Below are 20,623 nucleotides of genomic sequence, written 5' to 3'. Positions count from 1 at the left end.
ATGCTGCCGACCATCCTCGATCTCTCAAGCCTTCGCGCCGCCTATCAATCCGGCCTGACGCCGCTCGACGCCATCGAAGAGGTGATCGCCCGCCGCGCCGCCTCGAAGGATCCGGCAATCTTCATCACCCCGGTGCCGGACGAGGAGCTGCGTGCAGCCGCGAAAACGCTGATGGCGCGCGCGCCTGAGGCAAACAGCCTGCCGCTCTGGGGCGTTCCCTTCGCCGTCAAAGACAATATCGATGCCGCCGGCCTGCCGACGACCGCGGCCTGCCCGGCCTATGCGTATCGGCCGGAAGCCGACTCCACCGTCGTTGCCCGGTTGAAGGCGGCCGGCGCCATCATCATCGGCAAGACCAATCTCGACCAATTCGCGACCGGCCTCAACGGCACGCGCTCGCCCTATGGCGCGCCGCGTTCGGTCTTCGATGCGGCCTATATCTCCGGCGGTTCGAGCTCCGGATCGTCGGTCACGGTGGCTTCAGGCCTGGCGGCCTTCGCGCTCGGCACGGATACGGCGGGTTCCGGCCGCGTGCCCGCCGCCTTCAACAATCTGGTCGGCATCAAGCCGACGCCGGGTCTCTTGCCGAATACTGGCGCTATACCGGCCTGCAAGAGCGTCGACTGCATCACGATTTTTGCCGCGACCGTCGGCGACGGTGTTGCGATCCGCAAGGTCGCCGAAGGCTTCTATGCCGCCGATGCTTTCTCCCGTCGTGCCAAGCCGGCGACCCTGCCTGTGTCGGGGTTGCGCATCGGCGTCCTGACCGATGCCGAACGGGAATTCTTCGGCGACAAGGAGGTGGAGGCGCTCTACGATCAGGCGATCGAGCGGGCCAGAGCGCTCGGCGCGACCATCGTGCCTTTCGACTATGCGCCATTCCGCGAGGCCGCCGCGCTTCTCTATGACGGGCCTTGGGTCGCTGAACGTCTGGCGGCGGTCGAGACCTTCCTCGCCACGAACGCGACCGATTTCGACCCGACGGTCAGGGGGATTATCGAAGGCGCCAAGGGCAAGACCGCGGTTGAGGCTTTCAACGGTCGATACCGGCTGGAAGAATTGCGTCGCAAGACCGAGGCCGAATGGGAAAAGGCCGACGTGCTTCTGCTGCCGACCGCACCGACCACTTACACCGTTGCGGATATGCTGGCCAATCCCGTCGTGCTGAACGGTCGCCTCGGCCGCTACACCAATTTCGTCAACCTGCTCGATTGCGCAGCGATCGCCGTTCCGGCCGGCTTCGGAAAAGGTGGGTTGCCGGGCGGCGTTACCGTCATCGCACCTGCCTTCACCGACGATGCGCTGGCGCCGCTTGCCGACGCGCTGCACCGCGCAGCAAGCTCCGGCATGGGCATCGACCGGCAGGCTGCGATCCCCGAAGCAAGCCGTGTTGTGCCCGGCGATGACGGTTTTATCGAAATTGCGGTCGTAGGTGCGCATCTGACCGGCATGCCGCTCAATCACGAACTGGCAGGCGCAGGCGGGCGTCTGGTCAAGACCTGCCGCACGGCCGGCGATTATCGCCTCTTCGTCTTACCCAATACCACGCCGCCGAAACCCGGGCTGCTGCGCGAGCCCGGCCACAAGGGTCAGGGACTGGAGGTCGAGGTCTGGGCACTGCCGGCCGATGCTTTCGGCAGGTTCGTCCAGAAGATTCCGGCACCCCTCGGCATCGGTAAGCTGACGCTCGAAGACGGTCCCAGCGTCTCTGGCTTCGTCTGCGAGGCGCATGCGGTGAAAGGTGCCGAGGAAATCACCGCACTTGGCGGCTGGCGCAACTATATCAGCGCCAAGCTGGCGAGCTGAGAGGAGGCCTAACATGGCGGCAAAACTCGTCTGGCGCCTGATCGATCTGCTGCGGGACGGTCTGGCCGCCCGCAGCGAAGCGATCGGCAACACCTGTGTCAGCCCTGGCGGTTCTGAGAGCGTTCGGCAAGTTCGACGATAATGCCGTCGGGATCGCGAACGAAGGCGATCTTGTTCAGCATCTCGGAGTGGACGGCAAAGCGCGGCCGCTCCTTGATCTCGACGCCCGCCGTTTCGAGGCGGACGAAGGTCTCGTCGACATTGTCGAAATGAAAGGTGAGGTGGCGGACGCCGGCCGTATCTTCAGGCACGTCGACTGCTCTCGACGCGCCGCCGGGCGGCGCAAAGACCTCCAGCATGCCGCCGCCTGCATCGAGGAACGCGACTTGCATGCCATTCGCCATCGTCTTGCGCAGCACGAGGCTGAGGCCTAGCAGGCCACAGTAGAAATCGACGGTGCGGTCCATGTCGCTGACCGTCATGCCGACATGCTCGAAGGATTTCAGCATCGGAGAGCCCTTCCCGATTCAGACGGTGGCCGCAGCCCGCCATTCCCCTGCCGGAAGCCAGGAGCGATAGAGCGGATGATCGGCGGCGATCGGCATCGGCGTCGGTTGTCCGGTTCGCTGCGAGAAATAAGCGGCCGTTACCAGTTCCAGCGAATTGCGGGCATCCTGCAGCGTCACCGGTGGGTCGGTGTCTTCGACGATCGCCTTATGGAAGAGCTCGAACTGACGGGTGTAGCCATCCTCGCCAGGCACATAGGCGGCGAGCACTTCGTCGATCCGCGCCTGATGTTCCTCTGTCCCGGCGACGAACGTCCACGGATCACGGCCCATCGTATAGGGTTCGATGATGCTTTCGGCGACGAGGTCGTTGAAGCAGAAGCGCAACCGCGAGATCTCCTTGCGCGAACCCAGCGTCATCGACAGCGTCGCCAGCGAGCCATTCTGCATCTTCACCGAAAGGGCTGCCGTATCCTCGACCTCGATCGGATTGACCAGCGTCGCCCCATAGGAAAACACCTCGGCGCAAGGGCCGTGCACATAGTTCAGCATGTCATGGGCGTGGATGGCGTGGCCGAGAAGGCCACCGCCGAGTTCGCTCGCCCATTTGCCGCGCCACGGCACGGCATAATAATCCGGCCCGCGCCACCAATGGGTTTCGATCGTGGTCAGGAACGGCTTGCCGGCCAGGCCGCGTTCGATCAGCAGCTTCAGCTTCTGCAGGCCGGAACCATAGCGATACTGGAAGATCGGCATCAGCTTCTTGCTGGGGAAGCGGGCAAGGATGCGCCCCATCTCGTCGACCTCGGCGATCGAGCCGAAGAGCGGCTTCTCGCAGATCACGTGCTTGCCAGACTCGATACCCTTGCGGCACAGTTCGAAATGCGAACTCGGCGGCGTCGAAATGTCGATGATGTCGAGATCGTCGCGGGCAAACAGCGAATCCGCATCCTGCGTGTATTCGGCAATGCCGAACTCCTCGCACAGCGCTCTGCCGCGCTCCTCATCGAGCGAGCAGAGCACGGGAACTTCGAAAAGCTCCTTGTTCCAACCGAAGCCGGCCAGATGCCGCGCAGCGATGCCTGCGCCGATGACACCGACGCGCAATTTCCTGGTCATGATTTCCTCCTCAGCGAGCGCCGATGCGCGCGGCTTTCGCCTGGGCTTCGAGCGAAAGACGGCAGACTTCAAAAACGTGATCCTGGGTCATCGCCGTCTGTGTGCGGTTGCCGACGTCGGCGGTGAAAGCGTCGAAATAGTCGAGTTTTTCGCCGCTGCAATCGATATGGGTCATTTCCTTGCCGTTGACCAGGAAGAGGTGATCCTTGCCCGGCCGGCCGGCGATATCGATATATTTGCGCAGTTCGATGTAGCCTTCGGTGCCGAGGATGGTGAGGCGCCCGTCACCCCAGGTCGGCAGCGCCTCCGGCGTGAACCAGTCGACACGGACATAGCCCGCCGCCTTGTCGGAGCGCAGAAGCACCTCGCCGAAATCCTCGAAGGCGGGCTTGTCGGGCATGCCGAAATTGCCGATCGAGCTTGCGATGACCTCGCCTGTGGTCGAGCCCGTATAGAACAGGAACTGGTCGACCTGGTGCGAAGCGATATCGACGATGATGCCGCCGAAGGCTTCGGGATCGAAGAACCAGTCCGGCCGGGTCGGCAGTTGCAGCCGGTGTGGACCGACGCCGAGCGTCTGGATCACCTTGCCGATCGCGCCTTCGGCGACGAGCTTGCCGGCCTTGACCGCGGAGCGCACGCAGTGGCGCTCGGAAAAGCAGATCGAGAAAATCTTGCCGGTCTCGGCAACGGTACGCTTGACCTCCTCGAGTTGGGCGAAGGTCGTCACGCCCGGCTTGTCGGTCATCACGTCCTTGCCCGATCTCATTGCGCGGATGGCAAGCCCGGCACGATCACGAGGAATCGCGGAAATGCAGATGACATCGATCGACGGATCGTCGAACAGCTTTTCCCTGTCGATCTGCGGCGCGTTAGGATAGGTCTTCTCGAAGCCCTCGCGCAATGCCGGCACCGAGGTCTGCGGGCAATAGCCGACGAACTCGCCGCCTGCGGCCAGCAACCCCTTTACGTGATCGAACGTGTGCCCATGGTCGATTCCGACGACGGCAAATCTCAACATCGCTGCAATATCCTCCTGGGATTTTCGTGTGGCCGCCTGACGCCAGCCTCCTCCATGTCGCGCAAAACAGATAACGAAAGCCGCCGCCTGTCAAGGCGAGATGGAGGGCAAAATCGTCGCGGCCTGTATTTAAATATTTGAAATTAAACAGTTATTTTGTATCTAAATAGTTATTTTGTGGGCTTTTGCAATTGGATTCCAGAGGAAGCCCGCCGCCCGAGCCGATCAGGCGAAAGTCTTTTTCCCCGACGCATCTTGCCCCGTCTCCGTGAATGTGATCGATTTCGGCTGCCGCCGGGCTGGAGGGCGGCAACACCCCGCAATGTTTTTAAAGAGCGCTCCCCGCTCGCCTGTGACGGAAGATCACCATGTCTCAACCTCTGCTCGATGTCGCCGCTTCGGATGGTCTTTTTGTCGGTCGCATCTGGAATCCCGAAGTGCAGGGACCGAGCATTGTGATGTTACGCGAGGGTATGCTGGTCGACATCACGTCGCGCGAGGCGCCGACGCTGAGCGCTCTCCTGGAGAGGTCGGATGCCGCCGGCTTTGTCCGCGCAGCAAGTGGCAAGGCGGTTGGCTCGCTGGCGGACATCGCCGCCAACAGTACCGGAGCTCCGGATCAAACGCGCCCTTATCTCCTTGCGCCCGTCGACCTGCAGGCAGTCAAGGCCTGCGGCGTTACCTTTGCGCAGTCGATGATCGAGCGCGTCATCGAGGAGAAGGCCGCCGGCAGTCCGGAACGCGCCGCCTCGATCCGCGAGCGTGTCAGCACGCTGATCGGCGGCAGCCTCACCAATCTGAAGGCCGGTTCGCCGGAGGCCGCCAAGGTCAAGCAGGCATTGATCGACGAGGGCATGTGGTCGCAATATCTCGAGGTCGGCATCGGGCCTGATGCCGAAGTCTTCACCAAGGCGCCGGTGCTCTCCTCCGTCGGCTGGGGTGCCGATGTCGGCCTGCATCCGATCTCGACCTGGAACAATCCGGAGCCGGAAATCGTGCTTGCGGTCAACAGCCGCGGCGAGATCAAGGGGGCGACACTCGGCAACGACGTCAACCTGCGCGATGTCGAGGGCCGTTCGGCACTGCTGCTCGGCAAGGCCAAGGACAACAACGCCTCCTGCTCGATCGGTCCTTTCATCCGCCTGTTCGATGCCGGCTACAGCCTGGATGACGTCCGCAAGGCCGAACTCGACCTGAAGGTGTCAGGCGAGGACGGCTTCGTGATGCACGGCAAGAGTTCGATGTCGCAGATCAGCCGCGATCCAACCGATCTCGTCAAACAGACGGTCGGCGCCCATCATCAATATCCCGATGGTTTCATGCTTTTCCTCGGCACGCTGTTTGCGCCGACGCAGGACCGGGACGCGCCGAAGCAAGGCTTCACCCACAAGATCGGCGATGTCGTCGAGATTTCCTCGGCAGGCCTCGGTGCGCTCGTCAACACCGTGCGGCTCTCCACCGAATGCCCGCCCTGGACCTTCGGTATTTCGGCGCTGATGAGCAATCTGGCAAAGCGCGGTCTTCTCTAAATTACTGATTCCGTCGCCTGCCCTGCAGCAGGTCGAGAACGGAGTTTGCCGCCTCGAGAACGTTTGTCCCCGGGCCAAACACGGCTGCGACGCCGTGTTCATGCAGGAATTCATAGTCCTGGCGCGGGATGACACCGCCGCAGACGACGATGATATCACCACCGCCCTGTTCCCTCAGCCTGTCGATCAACTGCGGTAGCAGCGTCCTGTGACCGGCCGCCAATGACGAGACGCCGACGACATTGACCTTTTCGCTGAGCGCGACGCCGGCGGCTTCCTCCGGTGTCTGGAAAAGGGGACCGGCGAGCACATCGAAGCCGATATCGCCGAAGGCCGAGGCGATCACCTTGGCGCCTCGGTCGTGTCCGTCCTGGCCGAGCTTGGCGACCATGATCTTCGGCCGGTGCCCCATGGCTTCCGTCACCTCGGTCATGCGAGTCTTGAGCACGGCGAGTTCCGGCTCATTTTCATACGCTTGGCCATAGACGCCCTTGATCACCACAGGCGTGGCGGCATGATCGCCGAAGGCATCGCGCATCGCATCCGATATCTCGCCGACCGTGGCGCGGGCCCGCGCCGCCTCAATGGCGGCTTCGAGCAGATTGCCCTTGCCGCTCTGTGCGATCTCGGCCAGGGCCGCCAGCGTGTCGCGCGCGGCTCGGCCATCGCGCCGCCTCTTGGTTTCCTCGATACGTCTGATCTGCGCTTTGCGCACCGCGCTATTGTCGATCTCCAGAATGTCGATCGGCTGTTCGTTGTCGAGCCTGTAGCGGTTGACGCCGACGATGACCTCCTCGCTCTTGTCGACGGCTGCCTGGCGGCGCGCGGCCGCTTCCTCGATCAGCCGCTTTGGCAGGCCGTCATTGACGGCCTTCGTCATGCCGCCGAGAGCTTCCACCTCCTCGATCAGCGCCCAGGCTTTGTCGGCAAGCTCCTTCGTCAGGCTCTCGACGTAATAGGAGCCCGCCAGCGGATCGACCACCTTGGTGACGCCGGTTTCGTGGCTCAGGATCAGCTGCGTGTTGCGGGCGATGCGGGCGGAAAATTCCGTCGGCAGCGCGATTGCCTCGTCGAAGGAGTTGGTATGCAGCGACTGCGTGCCGCCGAGCACGGCCGACATCGCCTCGAAAGCGGTGCGGATGATGTTGTTATAGGGGTCCTGCTCCTGCAGCGAGACGCCGGAGGTCTGGCAATGGGTGCGCAGCATCAGCGAAGAGGTCTTCTTCGGCTGGAATTCCTCCATGATGCGGGTCCAGAGCAGCCGGGCGGCGCGAAGCTTTGCCGCCTCCATGAAGAAGTTCATGCCGATCGCGAAGAAGAAGGAGAGCCTGCCGGCGAAATCATCGACATTGAGGCCCTTGGCAATCGCCGCCCTGACATATTCGCGACCGTCGGCCAACGTGAAGGCAAGTTCCTGCACCAGCGTCGCGCCGGCCTCTTGCATGTGATAGCCGGAGATCGAGATCGAATTGAATTTTGGCATCTCCTTGGCCGTATATTCGATGATGTCGGCAACGATCCGCATCGAGGGTTCGGGCGGATAGATATAGGTGTTGCGGACCATGAACTCCTTGAGGATGTCGTTCTGGATGGTCCCCGAAAGGTCGGCTCGTGGAACGCCCTGCTCCTCGCCGGCCACGATGAAGGAGGCAAGGATCGGGATGACGGCGCCGTTCATGGTCATCGACACCGACATTTCGCCGAGTGGAATGCCGTCGAACAGGATCTTCATGTCCTCGACGCTGTCGATTGCCACACCCGCCTTGCCGACATCGCCCTCGACGCGCGGATGATCGCTGTCATAACCGCGGTGGGTGGCAAGATCGAAGGCGACCGACAGGCCCTTCTGGCCGGCGGCGAGATTGCGGCGATAAAAGGCGTTCGATTCTTCTGCCGTGGAGAAGCCGGCATATTGGCGGATCGTCCAAGGCCGGCCGGCATACATCGTCGCGCGGGGCCCGCGGGTGAAAGGCGAAAAGCCGGGAAGCGAACCAAGGTGCCCGGCGCCGTCGAGATCCTCGGCCGTATAGAGCGGCTTGACGGCAATGCCTTCCGGCGTCTGCCAGGTCAGCTTCTCGGGCGAGGTGCGCAGTTCCTTTTGCGCAAGTTCCGCCCAATCCGACAGCGTCTTCTTCGTCATGCGTTTCCTCCGGCTTTTTTCATCCCCACCCTACCATTTCACAGGCTCCTCGTGCGATAGAGCCCGAACAGGATGATTTTAGGCCGAGCTGGCCCAAAATCTGAATCCTGTTCTACATTATATAGTTAGAGCATGATGTCGTCCGAAAACCGCTCACACTTTTCGGCATCATGCTTTTGGATAATTAATGCGGCAAATCCTTGATTTCTATTGCCGACTTTGGGACCCGCCTCATGAAGACAATGCAGATCTATGCCTTCGACATGAACTGCGTCGGGCACATCAACCACGGTCTGTGGACGCATCCGCGCGACCGCTCAGCGCACTATACCGATCTCGACTACTGGACGGAGTTTGCCAAGACCGCGGAACGCGGCAAGCTGGACGGCATTTTCCTGGCCGACATCGTCGGTGTCTACGATGTCTACAGGGATAGCCCTTCGCCGGTGATTGAGACGGGCGCGCAGATCCCGGTCAATGATCCGATGATCCCGATTTCGGCGATGGCCTATGTGACGAAACATCTGGGTTTCGGCGTGACCGTCAACACCACCTATGAGCCACCCTTCCTGCTGGCGCGGCGGATGTCGACCCTCGACCACCTGACCAAGGGACGGATCGGCTGGAACATCGTCACCGGTTATCTCGACAGTGCGGCTCGCAGCATGGGTTTCGACAAGCTGCCGGAACATGATGCGCGTTACGACGCAGCCGAAGAATATCTCGAAATTCTCTACAAGCTCTGGGAAGGGAGCTGGGACGACGATGCGGTGGTGCGCGACAAGGCGGGCGGCGTCTATGCCGATCCCTCCAAAGTGCGCTCTGTCGGTTACGACGGCAAATATTACCGGATGGAAGGCATCCATCTCTCCGAGCCCTCGCCGCAGCGCACGCCCCTGCTCTTCCAGGCCGGCGCCTCGGCACGCGGGCAGGATTTCGCCGCACGCCACGCCGAATGCGTCTTCATTGCCGGGCCGAATCCCAAGGCGGCCAAGCCGACTGTCGATGCGCTGCGGGCGAAGGCGACGGAATTCGGCCGCGGCGCCGACGCATTGAAGATCCTCAGCCTGATCACCGTCGTCGTCGGGCGGACGGAGAAGGAAGCACGGGACAAGCTGGAGGACTATCGCCGCCATGCGAGCGTCGAGGCTTCGCTTGCGCATTACTCCGCTTCGACAGGCATCGACTTTTCGAAGTATGGATTGGACGACGTCATCGACCAGAGCTCGACCAACGCCAATCAATCGGCACTTGCGGCCATCACGAAACAGGCGCCAAAGCCAGTGACGCTGCGTGTCATCATCGACCAGATGGTGCTCGGCAGCCGGATGAGGCCGATAGTGGGTTCGCCGGAACAGATCGCCGATCATCTCGCGACATGGATAGAAGAGGGTGGCATCGACGGCTTCAATCTGGCGCGAACAGTGGCGCCGGAAAGCCTGCGCGATTTCGTCGACCTGGTGGTGCCGGTGCTGCAGGAGCGCGGCGTCTTCAAGGCGGACTATGCTGCAGGACCCTTGCGGCAGAAGCTTTTCGGCGGCGGGAACGGCAGGTTGCCCGCCGCTCACCCCGCCGCCCAGTTCCGGCGCTGACTTATCGGTGGTCCAGCCCGGCAACCAGCCGGTCGCCAAGCCACTGGATGCCGCAGACGAGCACGATGAGGACGGCCACCACCGCGATCATCACACTGGTTTCGAAACGCTGATAGCCGTAGCGGATGGCGAGATCGCCGAGGCCGCCGGCGCCGATCGCGCCCGCCATGGCCGAGGCGCCGATCAGCGTCACCAGCGTGACGGTGAAACCGGCGACGATGCCTGGCAGCGCTTCAGGCACCAGCACCTCGCGGATGATCGTCCAGCGATTGCCGCCCATGGCGCGCACGGCGTCGATCAGCCCGCGGTCGACCTCGCGCAGCGATACTTCGGCGATACGGGCGTAATAGGGCGTTGCGGCGATGGCGAGCGGCACGATGGCCGCCCAGGTGCCGAGCGCGGTGCCGACGATCAGCCGCGTCAGCGGGATCAGCGCTACCAGCAGGATGATGAAAGGCACTGAGCGAAAGCCGTTGATGACTGCGCCGAGCACGCGATTGATCCAGAGGTTTTCGGCGATGCCACCGCGCGCCGTCGCGACCAGTGCAAGGCCGAATGGCAGGCCGGCGACGAGCGAGATCAATCCCGAGGCGAGGGTCATCAGGATCGTCTCCCAAAGGGAGCGAATAAGCAGTTCAAGCATGATCGGTGTCATAACCAAGCACCTCCACCCGGGCGGACCGGGCCGTCAGGAATTTTTCGACCTTTCCGGCAAGCGCGGGGTCGCGTGCGGGAACGGCGATGAAGAACCGCGCCACCGGCTGGTTCTGGATATGGTCGATGCCGCCATGGACGAGGCGGAAGCAATGCGGCAATGCCGCCGAGAGTTCGGCAAACAGCGCGCCCTGCGCCTGCGGCCCGGCGAGATCGACGCTGAGAATGACCTCCCTGCCGGCCGTCGCCGACAGCCGACCGGCGATATGTTCAGGAAGCTGCGGGCGGATGCCGCCGAGCAGGCTCCCGGTGATATCAGCCTGCGGATTGGCGAAGACCGACCAGACCTGCCCTTCCTCGACGATCCGCCCGGCATCGATGACCGCGACGCGATCGGCAATGCCGCGGACCACTTCCATCTCGTGGGTGATGAGCAGAATGGTCAGTCCGAGCTTACGGTTTATGTCTTTCAGCAATGCCAGGATCGACCGGGTCGTTTCCGGATCGAGCGCCGATGTCGCCTCGTCGGACAACAGCAGTGCCGGGCGTGCCGCCAGCGCCCGGGCGATGCCGACGCGTTGTTTCTGGCCGCCGGACAGCGATGCGGGATAAGCCTTCGCCTTGTCTGCAAGGCCGACGAGTTCGAGCAGCTCATGCGCTCGTTTCAGGCGCTCGCCCTTTGCAAGACCCTCGATCTTCAGGGGCAGCGCGACGTTTTCCTCGACGGTTTTGGCAGAAAGCAGATTGAAATGCTGAAAGATCATGCCGATGCGGCGGCGCAGCGGCTGCAGGTCCTGTTCTGAAAGTCCGGTGATGTCTCGGCCTTCGATGAGGATCTCGCCGCTATCGGCGCGCTCCAGGCCGTTCAGGCAGCGGATCAGCGTCGATTTGCCGGCGCCGCTGCGGCCGATGATGCCAAGGATCTCGCCTCTCTTCACCGTCAGCGAAATGCCGTCGAGGGCTGCAGTGGTTCCGAACCGTCGCTTCACGTCGGTCAGTCTCACCACCTCTTCGGAAGCCGCCGCTTGAGACTGTGCCTCGATCGCCGTGGTGGAAACAAGGGAATTCATGTGGTTTTCCTTACAAATACTGAAGGCGGTCCGGGCAGAGAACGCCCGGACCGCCTCTCGGCAGGCCTTAACCCCAGCCCTGCCTCGGATCAATAGGCGCTGAGACCCGTTCCCTTATAGACCTTTTCGAACTCGGCCTTCACGGTGTCGTTCTGATAAGAAGAAACAAGCGTCTTGACCCATTCGGCATCCTTGTTGTCGTCCTTGACGGCGATGAAGTTGCGGTACGGATTGTCGGCGATCGGCTCTTGGGCAATGCGTTCGGCCGGCGAAAGACCGCTTTTCAACGCCCAGTCGGTGTTGACGATACCGGCATCCAGATCGTCGATCGAACGGCCGACGATGCCGGCGTCGAGTTCCTTGATCTCGATCTTCTTCGGATTGTCGGTGACGTCGGCGACGGTCGCGAGAATACCGGTGCCGTCCTTCAGTTTGATCAGGCCTTCATTCTGGAGAACGCGCAGCGCACGGCCTTCGTTCGAGGGATCGTTCGGCACGCCGATGACGGCACCTTCCGGGATCTCTGCGACGGACTTGTGTTTCTTGGTGTAAAGGCCGATCGGCCAGACCCCGGTATAACCGACGCGAACGATGTGATAGCCGTGCTGCTGGATCTGGTTGTCGAGATAGGGCTGGTGCTGGAAAGCGTTGGCATCGATTTCGCCGCGCTCCAGCGCTTCATTCGGCTGGGTGTAATCGTTGAAGATGACGGTCTCGATCTTGAGACCTTTCTTGCCCGCCTCGCTCGTGACGACACGCCACACATCCTCATCCTCGCCGGCCATGATGCCGACCTTGATCGACTTGTCCTCGGCAAAGGAAGGGTGGGGTGCTGCAAAGGCGAAGAGCGCGGCAGCGGAAACGACCACGGCGGCAAGAGCCGCGCGGCGCGAAAGGTGGAAGCCGTGAAGATTTTTGTTCTTGGTCATTGTATATCCCGTCTGACTGAATGAGGCCGAACGCCCCGAGCAGGCTGATCATGGCAAATGGGCGGATCGCGAGCGAAGCACGAATGTCTGATGTGGAGGGAGGGCCGGAAAAACTCTTGCCCTGCCATCGATATCGGCAGGATAAATTTCCATCAATTTTGTGGATTAATTGCGGCTCGTGAGCATGTTGCAAAAATGAAAACGGCGCCTCCGTGGCGCCGTTTCAAGCCTATCCCGACGCTCTTCACTCGGCAGCGATAAGTGCCTGACTCCGGCTGGGAAAGAAGGCCTCGAGCTCGCCGATGACTTCCCCGATCCGCTTGGAAAGTGGATCGGATGAGACGCGGTAATCGGTGAAGTCGCGGTCGGATGCATAAACCGCGGTCGGCAGCGTGTGAGACATGAAAAAACCGAAGAGCGGCCGGAGCTGGTGCTCGACCATCAGCGCATGGCGGTCACCGCCGCCGGTCGCAGTGATGATGATTGGCTTGGCGCGCAGCTCATGCGGGTCGATCAGGTCGATCAGATGCTTGAAGAGACCGGGATAGCTGCCCTTGTAGGTCGGCGCTCCGATGACCAGCACATCGGCATTGACGATGTCGTCGATGACTTCCCTGGCGCGACTGTCGAGATCGTCACGGCGCAGCGCCTGGCCAAGCGAGGGGCCGACATCGGTCAGATCGTAGATGGTGTTGTCGAAGCCGTATTTCTCACCGGCGAGACCGGCAACGTTTTCAACAAGTGCAAATGTCTTCGAGGGGCGGTTGAAGCTACCCGCAAGGCCGACCAATTTGTGAGCAGACATGCCATTTCCTTCCAATATCGTGCCGAGACCGACGTCATTATTGGGACGAATATTATCTATAAAAATAGTGGATTAAAGGAATGGTGATCCCTCTTCCCCATAGGAGGAGAAAAATACGTTCGGGCCTATGGGCGAAGGCGACGTGCGAAACTGCATGATGAACCGGGCCGGAGTGTCGGTGACATTCCGGCTCCATCGATTGTCCATAAGCGATGTCGCGTCAAACTGGTTTCTGCTTGGGAATACGCGGCAGGAAGACCGTGAGGAGACCGAGCAGCGGCAGGTAGGAGCAGATGCGGTAGACGAAATCGATGCCATGGGTGTCGGCGAAACTGCCGAGCAGGGCTGCACCAAGCCCCCCTGCCCCGAATGCGAAGCCGAAGAAGACCCCGGCAATCAGCCCGACGCGCCCGGGCACCAGTTCTTGCGCGAAGACGACGATTGCAGAGAAGGCCGAAGCGAAGATCAGGCCGATGACGACGCTGAGCACACCCGTCCAGAAGAGGTTGGCATAGGGAAGCAGGAGCGCGAAGGGAATGACGCCGAGGATCGAGAACCAGATGACGAAACGCGCGCCGAAGCGGTCACCGATCGGCCCGCCGAGGAAGGTGCCGACGGCGACCGAACCGAGGAACAGGAAGAGCATCAGCTGTGCCTGCTGCACGCTGAGGGCAAACTTGTCGATGACATAGAAGGTGAAGTAGCTCGATACGCTGGCCATGTAGACATTCTTCGTTGCCGTCAGCAGCACGAGGATGAGCAGCGCCCAGACGACCCTGTTCTGCGGCAGCGGCAGGGTCCGGCTTATTGCCGGCTTGCTGGCATTCTGGCGCCTGTGGCTGATGTACCAGTTGCCGACCCAGCTCAGCACGACCATGCCGACCATGGCGATGGCGGCGAACCATGAGACGCTGTGCTGACCGAGCGGCAGCACGATGAAGGCGGCAAGCAGCGGGCCGATCGCCTGGCCGGCATTGCCACCAACCTGGAAGAAGGATTGCGCGAAACCGTGGCGGCCGCCAGAGGCAAGACGGGCAACACGCGAAGATTCCGGGTGGAAGACCGCCGAGCCGAAGCCGATCAGGCTTGCGGCAACCAGCAGCAGGGTGAAACTGCCGGCATTGCCGAGCAGAATGAGGCCGCAAAAGGTACTCGCCATACCGACCGGCAGCGAATAGGGCATCGGCCAGCGGTCGGTGACGATGCCGACGAGCGGCTGCAGCAGCGAAGCCGTGACCTGGAAAGTCATAGTGAGGAGACCGATCTGCACGAAATCGAGATCGTAGTTCGCCTTGAACAGCGGATAAAGCGAGGCGAGCAGCGACTGCATGATGTCGTTCAGCATGTGGCAGAAGCTGACCGCCATGAGGATAGACATCGTCGTCTTTTCGAAACGAGGCGGGCTCTCGGCAACGGTTGCCATCAATACTTCTCCTGCACAGGCACGGCCGGTGCCATGCCACGTCGCTTTTGTTCGATGGATTTTCGGGCGATCGGGGCTGGGAAGACTCTCGTGCGACGGTCGCTGAACTGCATTTAGCGTAAGCCGGGACGCAATTACAGCCCAGTTTTATCCGTATTGGTACGGCTTTTGTTCGATTTGCGCTTCCGCCGAGTGATTTCTGCGTGATTTCACGTCTTTCCGGGCGAGGGCTTTCATATCACAGTCAGCAGCGATGATCACATATCCAGTGGGCTATGTGAAAACAACCATGGAAAAGCCATGCAGGGGATACTACAGCTGCACCGATTGAAAATGCGATCGAGGCTGAAAACACACGATGAATGTCAAGACAGCGAATGCGATAGACAGCTATGTCGGAGCGCGCATTAGATTGCGCCGGCAGTTGCTCGGGATGAGCCAGGAACGGCTTGCCGAGCAGATCGGCGTGACCTTTCAGCAGGTTCAGAAATACGAGAAGGGCATCAACCGCATCGGCGCGAGCCGGCTGCAGCGGATCGCCGAGGTGCTACACACGTCGCCGAGCTTCTTCTTCGAACAGGAGAATTCCGAGCCGTTGACGCTGCAAGGGCTGGATCTATCCGCGAATATGGACCCGGTCGCTGAATTCCTGCGAACGAAAGAGGGATTGGTGCTCAATCGCGCCTTTCTAAAGATCGCCGACAGCAATATCCGCGAAACGGTCATCGCGCTGGTGAAGGCGATGGCGCAGGCGGAAAGTCGAGGTCTGACATTGGGAGCCTCCGTAGCGGATATCACCCTTCCGCTCGGAGAATAGGCGGGTATCGCAGCGTTGCGCCTGGCGAGCCGACCGGCCAATCAATGGCATTTCCCGAAAGGGTCTGCTTGCGATTTGGCATTTGCCGGATCGCTATCTGAGGGACGGCGCCGAGCTGGGCGCTGAATTCTCCGCCTATCGCCTGGATCTTGCGCTGGGCGCTCTGCTGCAGGACCGCGACAGAAGCGCCGTGTCCCCTCCCCCAGGCAGATATCAGGACGGTTCTCTGCCACGGCGGCACTGAACAGCTACTGACTGTCCAGGTGCTTGCCCACTGCGGACCCATTGCGGACGTACTTCAAAGAGCCGTGCACGCTCGATATCTCGCTTCCGAAGTATCCGATCGGCTATGATGCCGGTTGTGCAGCCTTGCTCTTGCGATTCGGTCAGTGAATGCGCGATTGCCACGCTGGACAGCGGCACCGGGCGGCCTGTTCAAGCCTTTGAAAAAGATTGGACAACCTCGCGGTAGGGTCTTGTTAACCCTATTTGCCTTGCCACCCCTCCAGAATCGGCGCTAAATGCGGTTTCACAGCGCCCAGGGCTTTTAAATCGCATTTTCGAGATTTCCATGAATATGGCACCGCAGATAGAAAAAGCAATTTCTGATGTCGACCAGCTGATTATTGGCCAGGCGCAGGAACTGTCCGATAAGCTGAAGCAGCATCGGCTCGAGATGTTTCCGCCGCGTGCATTGAAGGGTTTGAGGGAATTTCAGCTTGCCGAGGCGGCGCGTTTCCTCGGTGTCACCAGCGGCTATCTTCGCAACCTGTCGCTGGAAGGCAAAGGCGCCCTTCCCCAGGTCACGCCGTCGGGCCGTCGATCCTATACGGCGGAGCAAATGGAAGAGATGCGCAGCTTCCTGGAGCACAATGCCCGCGCCGGAACGCATTATATGCGTCATCGCCGCGGCAACGAACACCTGCAGGTCGTTGCCGTCGTCAACTTCAAAGGTGGCAGCGGCAAGACGACGAGTGCCGCACACCTTGCCCAGCATCTTGCCTTGACGGGTCACCGTGTCCTTGCCGTCGACCTCGATCCGCAGGCCTCTCTCTCCGCCATCCACGGTTTTCAGCCGGAGTTCGACGTCGACGAAAATGAGACGCTCTACGCCGCCATTCGTTATGACGATCAGCGGCGTCCGCTGAGAGAGATCATCCGTCCGACGAATTTCCCGAACCTTCATCTGGTGCCGGGCAATCTCGAACTGATGGAATTCGAGCACGATACGCCGCGCGTCCTTGCTCAGGGCAAGGCGGGCGACTATGGACGCGTCTTCTTCGCGCGGCTGGACGAGGCGCTGTCCTCCGTCGCCGACGATTACGACGTCGTCATCATCGACTGCCCTCCCCAGCTCGGCTTTTTGACCATGAGCGCCATTTGCGGGGCAACGGCAGTTCTGATCACCGTACATCCTCAGATGCTCGACGTCATGTCGATGTGCCAATTCCTGCAGATGCTCGGCGAGGTGCTGAACACGCTGAAAGGTGCCGGCGGCAACATGAACCTCGACTGGTTGCGTTATCTCGTCACCCGCTACGATCCGCAGGACGGGCCGCAGACGCAAATGGTCGCCTTCATGCGTTCGATGTTCAAGAACCATGTGCTCACCAATCCGATGTTGCGCAGCGTCGCGATCTCCGATGCGGCGATGACCAATCAGACGCTTTACGAGGTCGAACGGAACCAGTTTACCCGCGCGACCTATGACCGCGCGATGGAGGCGATGGATTCCGTCAACACCGAGATCGCCGATCTCATCCACAAGGCTTGGGGGCGGAAATGACCGAGAAGTTTACTGCGGTAAACTGGGGCGAGGAGCTGGCTGATGGCGCGTAAGAATCTCCTCTCCGGCCTGATGGACGATTCCAAGAAGTTTACTGCGGTAAACAATGAGGACGAACCACTCCACAGGGACGAGAAGCAGCAGCTCACCTATAAGGGGATCGGCGCTCTCGGTGCAGTGACACGCAGTATCGATGCGCTGGCTGCCAAGGCCGATGCGGCCAAAGCGATCGAGGAGAAGCTGGCGACCGGTGAAACGGTGATTGATCTCGACCCTGCCCTGATCGAAGATTCTTTCGTGACCGACCGGCTGGCGCATACCGACGAACAGTTTCGCGAATTGGTCGAGGCGATCCGGTTGCGCGGTCAGGATTCGCCGATCCTCGTCCGGCCGCATCCTGAGAAGGACGGCCGATATCAGATCGCCTTCGGCCACCGTCGCGCCCGGGCCGCCAAGGAACTCGGCCGACCTGTCCGCGCCGTGGTCAAGAAACTCGACGATCGCGACCATGTCATTGCGCAGGGCCAGGAGAATTCGGCGCGCGCCGATCTCTCCTTCATCGAGAGGACGATGTTTGCCGACAAACTCGACACGTTGGGCTTCGACAGGGAAACGATCATGTCCGCGCTCAGCGCCGACAAGACGACAGTTTCCAAGATGCTGTCCGTTACCAGGCGGATTCCAGCCGAAGTCCTGACCGCGATCGGTGCGGCCAAGACCACCGGCCGTGATCGGTGGCACGATCTGTCCGTGAAATTCGAGGCCGAAAACATCGCCGCACGAGCGATAGAGTTCACCAGATCGGCGGAATTCGAGACGGTGGAGCCGGATGCCCGATTCGATATGCTGGTTGCCTTCATCAGCAGGAGGCAACAACAGGCCTCATCCATAGCGGCGCTTCAGCCCGCCGCTCACGCCTGGCAGCGCGAGGACGGCGCGGTCAAGGCGAAGATCAAGGATGACGGGAAACAGTTCACCATCGCGTTGAAGGCGGAGAAGGCGTCTGCCTTTGGAGCCTACATCGCCAGCAATCTGGATCGCCTCTACGAGGCGTTCGAGAGGACACAGGATTTGACCAAGAACGGAGATCAATAAGCAAAAGAAAAGGCCCCCGAACGTTGCCGTCGCGGAAGCCCTCTCTGATCTAGACACCCAGAGAATCACATTTCCGCGAATCATAGTCAAGAGTCTTTGGCACCGAATTTGGTGAGCCGCGATCTTTTGCCTTGAAGAAGGCGAAGAAAATGGAAAGCGGAAGTGTGACGACGCCCTTCGGGCGGCGGCCGATGACGTTTGGCATGTTAGCAAGCCAGGCGGCTGCTCGAGAAATCGAGCCTGGCCAATCTATCGACAAGTGGAAACTCTATCGTGCCCTGTGTGAGGCCAAGCCGCTGCTCGGCATCACCGACCGGGCGCTCGCTATCCTGAACGCCTTGCTGAGCTTTTATCCCAAGGGAGAGCTCTCTGAGGAAAACGGGCTCGTGGTGTTCCCTTCCAATGCACAGCTCTCGCTGCGCGCGCATGGAATGGCGGAGCAGACGATCCGTCGTCACCTGGCGAGCCTGATCGAGGCCGGGCTGCTGATCCGCAAGGACAGCCCGAACGGCAAGCGCTACGCCCGCAAGGAGCAGGGGGGGGAGATCCGCGAGGCATTCGGTTTTTCACTGGCGCCGCTGCTGGTGCGCGCTGAGGAGATCGAGCGGTTGGCGGCGGAGGTGGTTGCGGAACGGTTGCACCTGCAGCGGCTCAGAGAACGCCTGACGCTTTGCCGGCGCGATGTCGCCAAGCTCATCGAGATGGCATTGGAGGAGGGCGCCGCAGGCGATTGGAGCCGGATTCATCTGCATTTTCGCGATGTCGTCGAGCGGCTGCCACGGTCGCCTTCCGCCGAACAGGTCGCCGCAGCACTCGACGAATTGGAGCTGCTGCGTGAAGAAATCACCAATCAGTTGGAAATGCAGGTTAAAACTCAAAATCATAGCGGCAATGCCCAACATTATGAGCGGCACATACAGAATTCAAATCCACAATCCATTACTGAACTTGAACCAGCTTCCGAAATGAAGCAGGGCGCAACGACGGACGATCGATCGGCGGGTCGGGCCGAACCGACAGTCCGAATACAGAAAGATGAAGAGGAGAACGGGCGTGTGCCGGCCACAAGTTCTGCCCCCGCTGCCAACGCCGCGCTCAAATCCTTCCCACTGGGGCTGGTGCTGCAGGCCTGCCCGGAAATCGCAGCCTATGGACCGCAGGGCTCGGTCGGCACATGGCGCGAGCTGATGGCCGCGGCTGTGGTCGTTCGTTCGATGCTGGGCGTCAGCCCATCGGCCTATGAGCAGGCCTGCGACATCATGGGACCTGAAAATGCGGCCACCGTCATGGCCTGCGTCCTCGAAAGGGCAGGGCACATCACCTCCGCCGGCGGTTACCTGCGCGATCTGACACGGCGCGCCGAGAGAGGGGAATTCGCCATCGGACCGATGCTGATGGCCCTTGCCCGCACCAATTCGCCGATAAGTCGGAAGACAGGATGAAATTCGCTTCGTGGTCTTCCTGGCGCAAATTGTTATGGTTAACGAAGCGTGACGGAAACGAAGGCCAAGATAACTTCTGATTGGAAGCTTCTCACTGTCAGATCAGAGGGTTAGGAGTTTGACGAAAACCTGCGAGACGAAGGGGCACTCGCAAGTGGGTGGGCGACCACGTCGGTTGATGGAGAAAACACCACGTCCTGACAGTTGACGCGAAACGTTTTTTGACGATACGGCAAGGCGATAGCACAAATGGCGGATGATTGCCGGTGGAGCGGAAGAACTGCGGAACATGGGTTTGAAACGGGCGGTGGACTTTTTCTTGGCTTTGATTGCGGCGGCGATCCTGCTCGTTCCAATCCTTGTCGTCGCTCTTTGTGTTCGCCTTACCTCGCCGGGACCGATCCTTTATTGGTCAAAACGTGTCGGCCGTTTCAATCAGATCTTCCTGATGCCGAAATTTCGCAGCATGCGCGTCGACACACCGACGGTTGCCACGCATCTGCTCGAAGATCCGGATCGCTTTCTGACACCGATCGGTTCGTTTCTGCGCAAATCCAGCCTCGACGAACTGCCGCAGCTCTGGTGCATTCTCGAGGGGAAGATGAGTTTCGTCGGCCCGCGGCCGGCACTCTACAATCAATATGATCTGATAGAGTTGCGGACGGCCCATGGTGTCGACAAGCTCCTGCCCGGACTGACGGGATGGGCGCAGATCAATGGCCGGGACGAATTGCCGATTCCGGAGAAGGTAAAATTCGATGTCGAATATCTCGAACGCCGCTCGTTCGGCTTCGACATAAGCATCCTGTTTATGACGGCCGAGAAGGTCATCCGCCGCAAGGGAATAAGGCATTAAGCTACCTACTTCTGATAGATAAGCGGGGCGGGG

The 20,623-nt window shown here is 60.8% G+C and carries 17 protein-coding genes; 8 read left to right on the top strand and 9 right to left on the bottom strand.

The window, feature by feature from the left end; genetic code table 11:
* Entirely contained in the window at positions 1 to 1,806 is a 1,806-nt protein-coding gene (gene atzF, locus HX899_RS09290; RefSeq protein ID WP_181292294.1) for an allophanate hydrolase, read from the top strand.
* A 98-nt stretch (positions 1,807 to 1,904) separates the two neighbouring features.
* On the opposite strand, the gene HX899_RS09285 is transcribed toward atzF, so the two are convergent.
* From HX899_RS09285 to HX899_RS09275, 3 genes are read right to left on the bottom strand one after another with little or no spacing between them, the layout of a single operon-like run.
* Positions 1,905 to 2,315: a VOC family protein gene (locus tag HX899_RS09285; RefSeq protein ID WP_062941837.1), complete on the bottom strand. Its 411-nt coding sequence runs from the start codon at positions 2,313 to 2,315 to the stop codon at positions 1,905 to 1,907.
* 18 nt (positions 2,316 to 2,333) lie between these two features.
* The gene (locus HX899_RS09280) at positions 2,334 to 3,431 is read right to left on the bottom strand and encodes a Gfo/Idh/MocA family protein (RefSeq protein WP_181292293.1); all 1,098 of its coding nucleotides are present in this window, start codon (positions 3,429 to 3,431) and stop codon (positions 2,334 to 2,336) included.
* A gap of 10 nt (positions 3,432 to 3,441) precedes the next feature.
* Positions 3,442 to 4,452 carry a Gfo/Idh/MocA family protein gene (locus HX899_RS09275; RefSeq protein WP_180196256.1) on the bottom strand — a complete coding sequence of 337 codons (1,011 nt, stop codon included), beginning with the start codon at positions 4,450 to 4,452 and terminating at the stop codon, positions 3,442 to 3,444.
* Between the two features lie 368 nt (positions 4,453 to 4,820).
* On the opposite strand from HX899_RS09275, the gene HX899_RS09270 reads away from it, so the two are divergent.
* Positions 4,821 to 5,981, top strand: a complete 1,161-nt coding sequence (locus tag HX899_RS09270; RefSeq protein WP_138333956.1) for a fumarylacetoacetate hydrolase family protein — start codon at positions 4,821 to 4,823, stop codon at positions 5,979 to 5,981.
* Between the two features lies 1 nt (position 5,982).
* Here HX899_RS09270 and scpA read toward each other — a convergent pair whose 3' ends face one another.
* Entirely contained in the window at positions 5,983 to 8,121 is a 2,139-nt protein-coding gene (gene scpA, locus HX899_RS09265) for a methylmalonyl-CoA mutase (RefSeq protein ID WP_181292292.1), read from the bottom strand.
* A 233-nt stretch (positions 8,122 to 8,354) separates the two neighbouring features.
* Between scpA and HX899_RS09260 the strand changes: the two genes are divergently transcribed.
* Entirely contained in the window at positions 8,355 to 9,713 is a 1,359-nt protein-coding gene (locus tag HX899_RS09260; protein WP_138333952.1) for an LLM class flavin-dependent oxidoreductase, read from the top strand.
* Position 9,714: 1 nt separating this feature from the next.
* Here the strand turns inward: HX899_RS09260 and HX899_RS09255 are convergent, their stop codons facing one another.
* From HX899_RS09255 to HX899_RS09235, 5 genes are all read right to left on the bottom strand, one after another.
* Complete coding sequence (locus HX899_RS09255) at positions 9,715 to 10,368, bottom strand: methionine ABC transporter permease (protein WP_138333950.1); 654 nt, start codon at positions 10,366 to 10,368, stop codon at positions 9,715 to 9,717.
* The gene (locus tag HX899_RS09250; protein WP_138333948.1) at positions 10,349 to 11,437 is read right to left on the bottom strand and encodes a methionine ABC transporter ATP-binding protein; all 1,089 of its coding nucleotides are present in this window, start codon (positions 11,435 to 11,437) and stop codon (positions 10,349 to 10,351) included. The genes HX899_RS09255 and HX899_RS09250 overlap by 20 nt, the downstream gene beginning before the upstream one ends.
* A gap of 89 nt (positions 11,438 to 11,526) precedes the next feature.
* Positions 11,527 to 12,366 carry a MetQ/NlpA family lipoprotein gene (locus HX899_RS09245; RefSeq protein WP_138333947.1) on the bottom strand — a complete coding sequence of 280 codons (840 nt, stop codon included), beginning with the start codon at positions 12,364 to 12,366 and terminating at the stop codon, positions 11,527 to 11,529.
* A gap of 244 nt (positions 12,367 to 12,610) precedes the next feature.
* Positions 12,611 to 13,171, bottom strand: coding sequence for an FMN reductase (gene msuE, locus HX899_RS09240; RefSeq protein WP_138333945.1), 561 nt, complete (start codon positions 13,169 to 13,171; stop codon positions 12,611 to 12,613).
* Positions 13,172 to 13,391: 220 nt separating this feature from the next.
* Complete coding sequence (locus tag HX899_RS09235; protein ID WP_138333943.1) at positions 13,392 to 14,594, bottom strand: MFS transporter; 1,203 nt, start codon at positions 14,592 to 14,594, stop codon at positions 13,392 to 13,394.
* Positions 14,595 to 14,952: 358 nt separating this feature from the next.
* Here HX899_RS09235 and HX899_RS09230 point away from each other — a divergent pair, with 358 nt between their 5' ends.
* From HX899_RS09230 to HX899_RS09210, 5 genes are all read left to right on the top strand, one after another.
* Positions 14,953 to 15,411, top strand: a complete 459-nt coding sequence (locus tag HX899_RS09230; protein ID WP_062941828.1) for a helix-turn-helix domain-containing protein — start codon at positions 14,953 to 14,955, stop codon at positions 15,409 to 15,411.
* Between the two features lie 571 nt (positions 15,412 to 15,982).
* A complete protein-coding gene (gene repA / locus HX899_RS09225) occupies positions 15,983 to 17,197 on the top strand; it encodes a plasmid partitioning protein RepA (RefSeq protein ID WP_062941826.1) in 1,215 nt (404 codons plus the stop codon).
* Between the two features lie 42 nt (positions 17,198 to 17,239).
* Positions 17,240 to 18,292 carry a plasmid partitioning protein RepB gene (gene repB, locus HX899_RS09220; RefSeq protein WP_181292291.1) on the top strand — a complete coding sequence of 351 codons (1,053 nt, stop codon included), beginning with the start codon at positions 17,240 to 17,242 and terminating at the stop codon, positions 18,290 to 18,292.
* A gap of 149 nt (positions 18,293 to 18,441) precedes the next feature.
* Positions 18,442 to 19,734 (top strand): plasmid replication protein RepC, encoded by a 1,293-nt coding sequence (repC, locus tag HX899_RS09215; protein ID WP_181292290.1) that lies wholly within the window; start codon positions 18,442 to 18,444, stop codon positions 19,732 to 19,734.
* Between the two features lie 289 nt (positions 19,735 to 20,023).
* Positions 20,024 to 20,590: a sugar transferase gene (locus HX899_RS09210; RefSeq protein ID WP_062941905.1), complete on the top strand. Its 567-nt coding sequence runs from the start codon at positions 20,024 to 20,026 to the stop codon at positions 20,588 to 20,590.
* The last annotated feature ends 33 nt before the right edge of the window (positions 20,591 to 20,623 follow it).

This window comes from Rhizobium sp. WYCCWR 11146 (genome assembly GCF_013591995.1).
Taxonomy (GTDB): Bacteria; Pseudomonadota; Alphaproteobacteria; order Rhizobiales; family Rhizobiaceae; genus Rhizobium; species Rhizobium indicum.
This window is presented reverse-complemented; position numbering and strand designations above follow the sequence as displayed.

What these genes read in the sequence shown, in the direction of transcription:
- HX899_RS09285 (WP_062941837.1), bottom strand. Translation starts at nt 2,315, where the DNA reads ATGCTGAAATCCTTCGAGCATGTCGGCATGACGGTCAGCGACATGGAC.
- HX899_RS09230 (WP_062941828.1), top strand. Translation starts at nt 14,953, where the DNA reads ATGAATGTCAAGACAGCGAATGCGATAGACAGCTATGTCGGAGCGCGC.
- msuE (WP_138333945.1), bottom strand. Translation starts at nt 13,171, where the DNA reads ATGTCTGCTCACAAATTGGTCGGCCTTGCGGGTAGCTTCAACCGCCCC.
- HX899_RS09275 (WP_180196256.1), bottom strand. Translation starts at nt 4,452, where the DNA reads ATGTTGAGATTTGCCGTCGTCGGAATCGACCATGGGCACACGTTCGAT.
- repC (WP_181292290.1), top strand. Translation starts at nt 18,442, where the DNA reads ATGGAAAGCGGAAGTGTGACGACGCCCTTCGGGCGGCGGCCGATGACG.
- HX899_RS09260 (WP_138333952.1), top strand. Translation starts at nt 8,355, where the DNA reads ATGAAGACAATGCAGATCTATGCCTTCGACATGAACTGCGTCGGGCAC.
- HX899_RS09210 (WP_062941905.1), top strand. Translation starts at nt 20,024, where the DNA reads ATGGGTTTGAAACGGGCGGTGGACTTTTTCTTGGCTTTGATTGCGGCG.
- HX899_RS09245 (WP_138333947.1), bottom strand. Translation starts at nt 12,366, where the DNA reads ATGACCAAGAACAAAAATCTTCACGGCTTCCACCTTTCGCGCCGCGCG.
- HX899_RS09235 (WP_138333943.1), bottom strand. Translation starts at nt 14,594, where the DNA reads ATGGCAACCGTTGCCGAGAGCCCGCCTCGTTTCGAAAAGACGACGATG.
- scpA (WP_181292292.1), bottom strand. Translation starts at nt 8,121, where the DNA reads ATGACGAAGAAGACGCTGTCGGATTGGGCGGAACTTGCGCAAAAGGAA.
- HX899_RS09255 (WP_138333950.1), bottom strand. Translation starts at nt 10,368, where the DNA reads ATGACACCGATCATGCTTGAACTGCTTATTCGCTCCCTTTGGGAGACG.
- repB (WP_181292291.1), top strand. Translation starts at nt 17,240, where the DNA reads ATGGCGCGTAAGAATCTCCTCTCCGGCCTGATGGACGATTCCAAGAAG.
- HX899_RS09250 (WP_138333948.1), bottom strand. Translation starts at nt 11,437, where the DNA reads ATGAATTCCCTTGTTTCCACCACGGCGATCGAGGCACAGTCTCAAGCG.
- atzF (WP_181292294.1), top strand. Translation starts at nt 1, where the DNA reads ATGCTGCCGACCATCCTCGATCTCTCAAGCCTTCGCGCCGCCTATCAA.
- HX899_RS09280 (WP_181292293.1), bottom strand. Translation starts at nt 3,431, where the DNA reads ATGACCAGGAAATTGCGCGTCGGTGTCATCGGCGCAGGCATCGCTGCG.
- HX899_RS09270 (WP_138333956.1), top strand. Translation starts at nt 4,821, where the DNA reads ATGTCTCAACCTCTGCTCGATGTCGCCGCTTCGGATGGTCTTTTTGTC.
- repA (WP_062941826.1), top strand. Translation starts at nt 15,983, where the DNA reads ATGAATATGGCACCGCAGATAGAAAAAGCAATTTCTGATGTCGACCAG.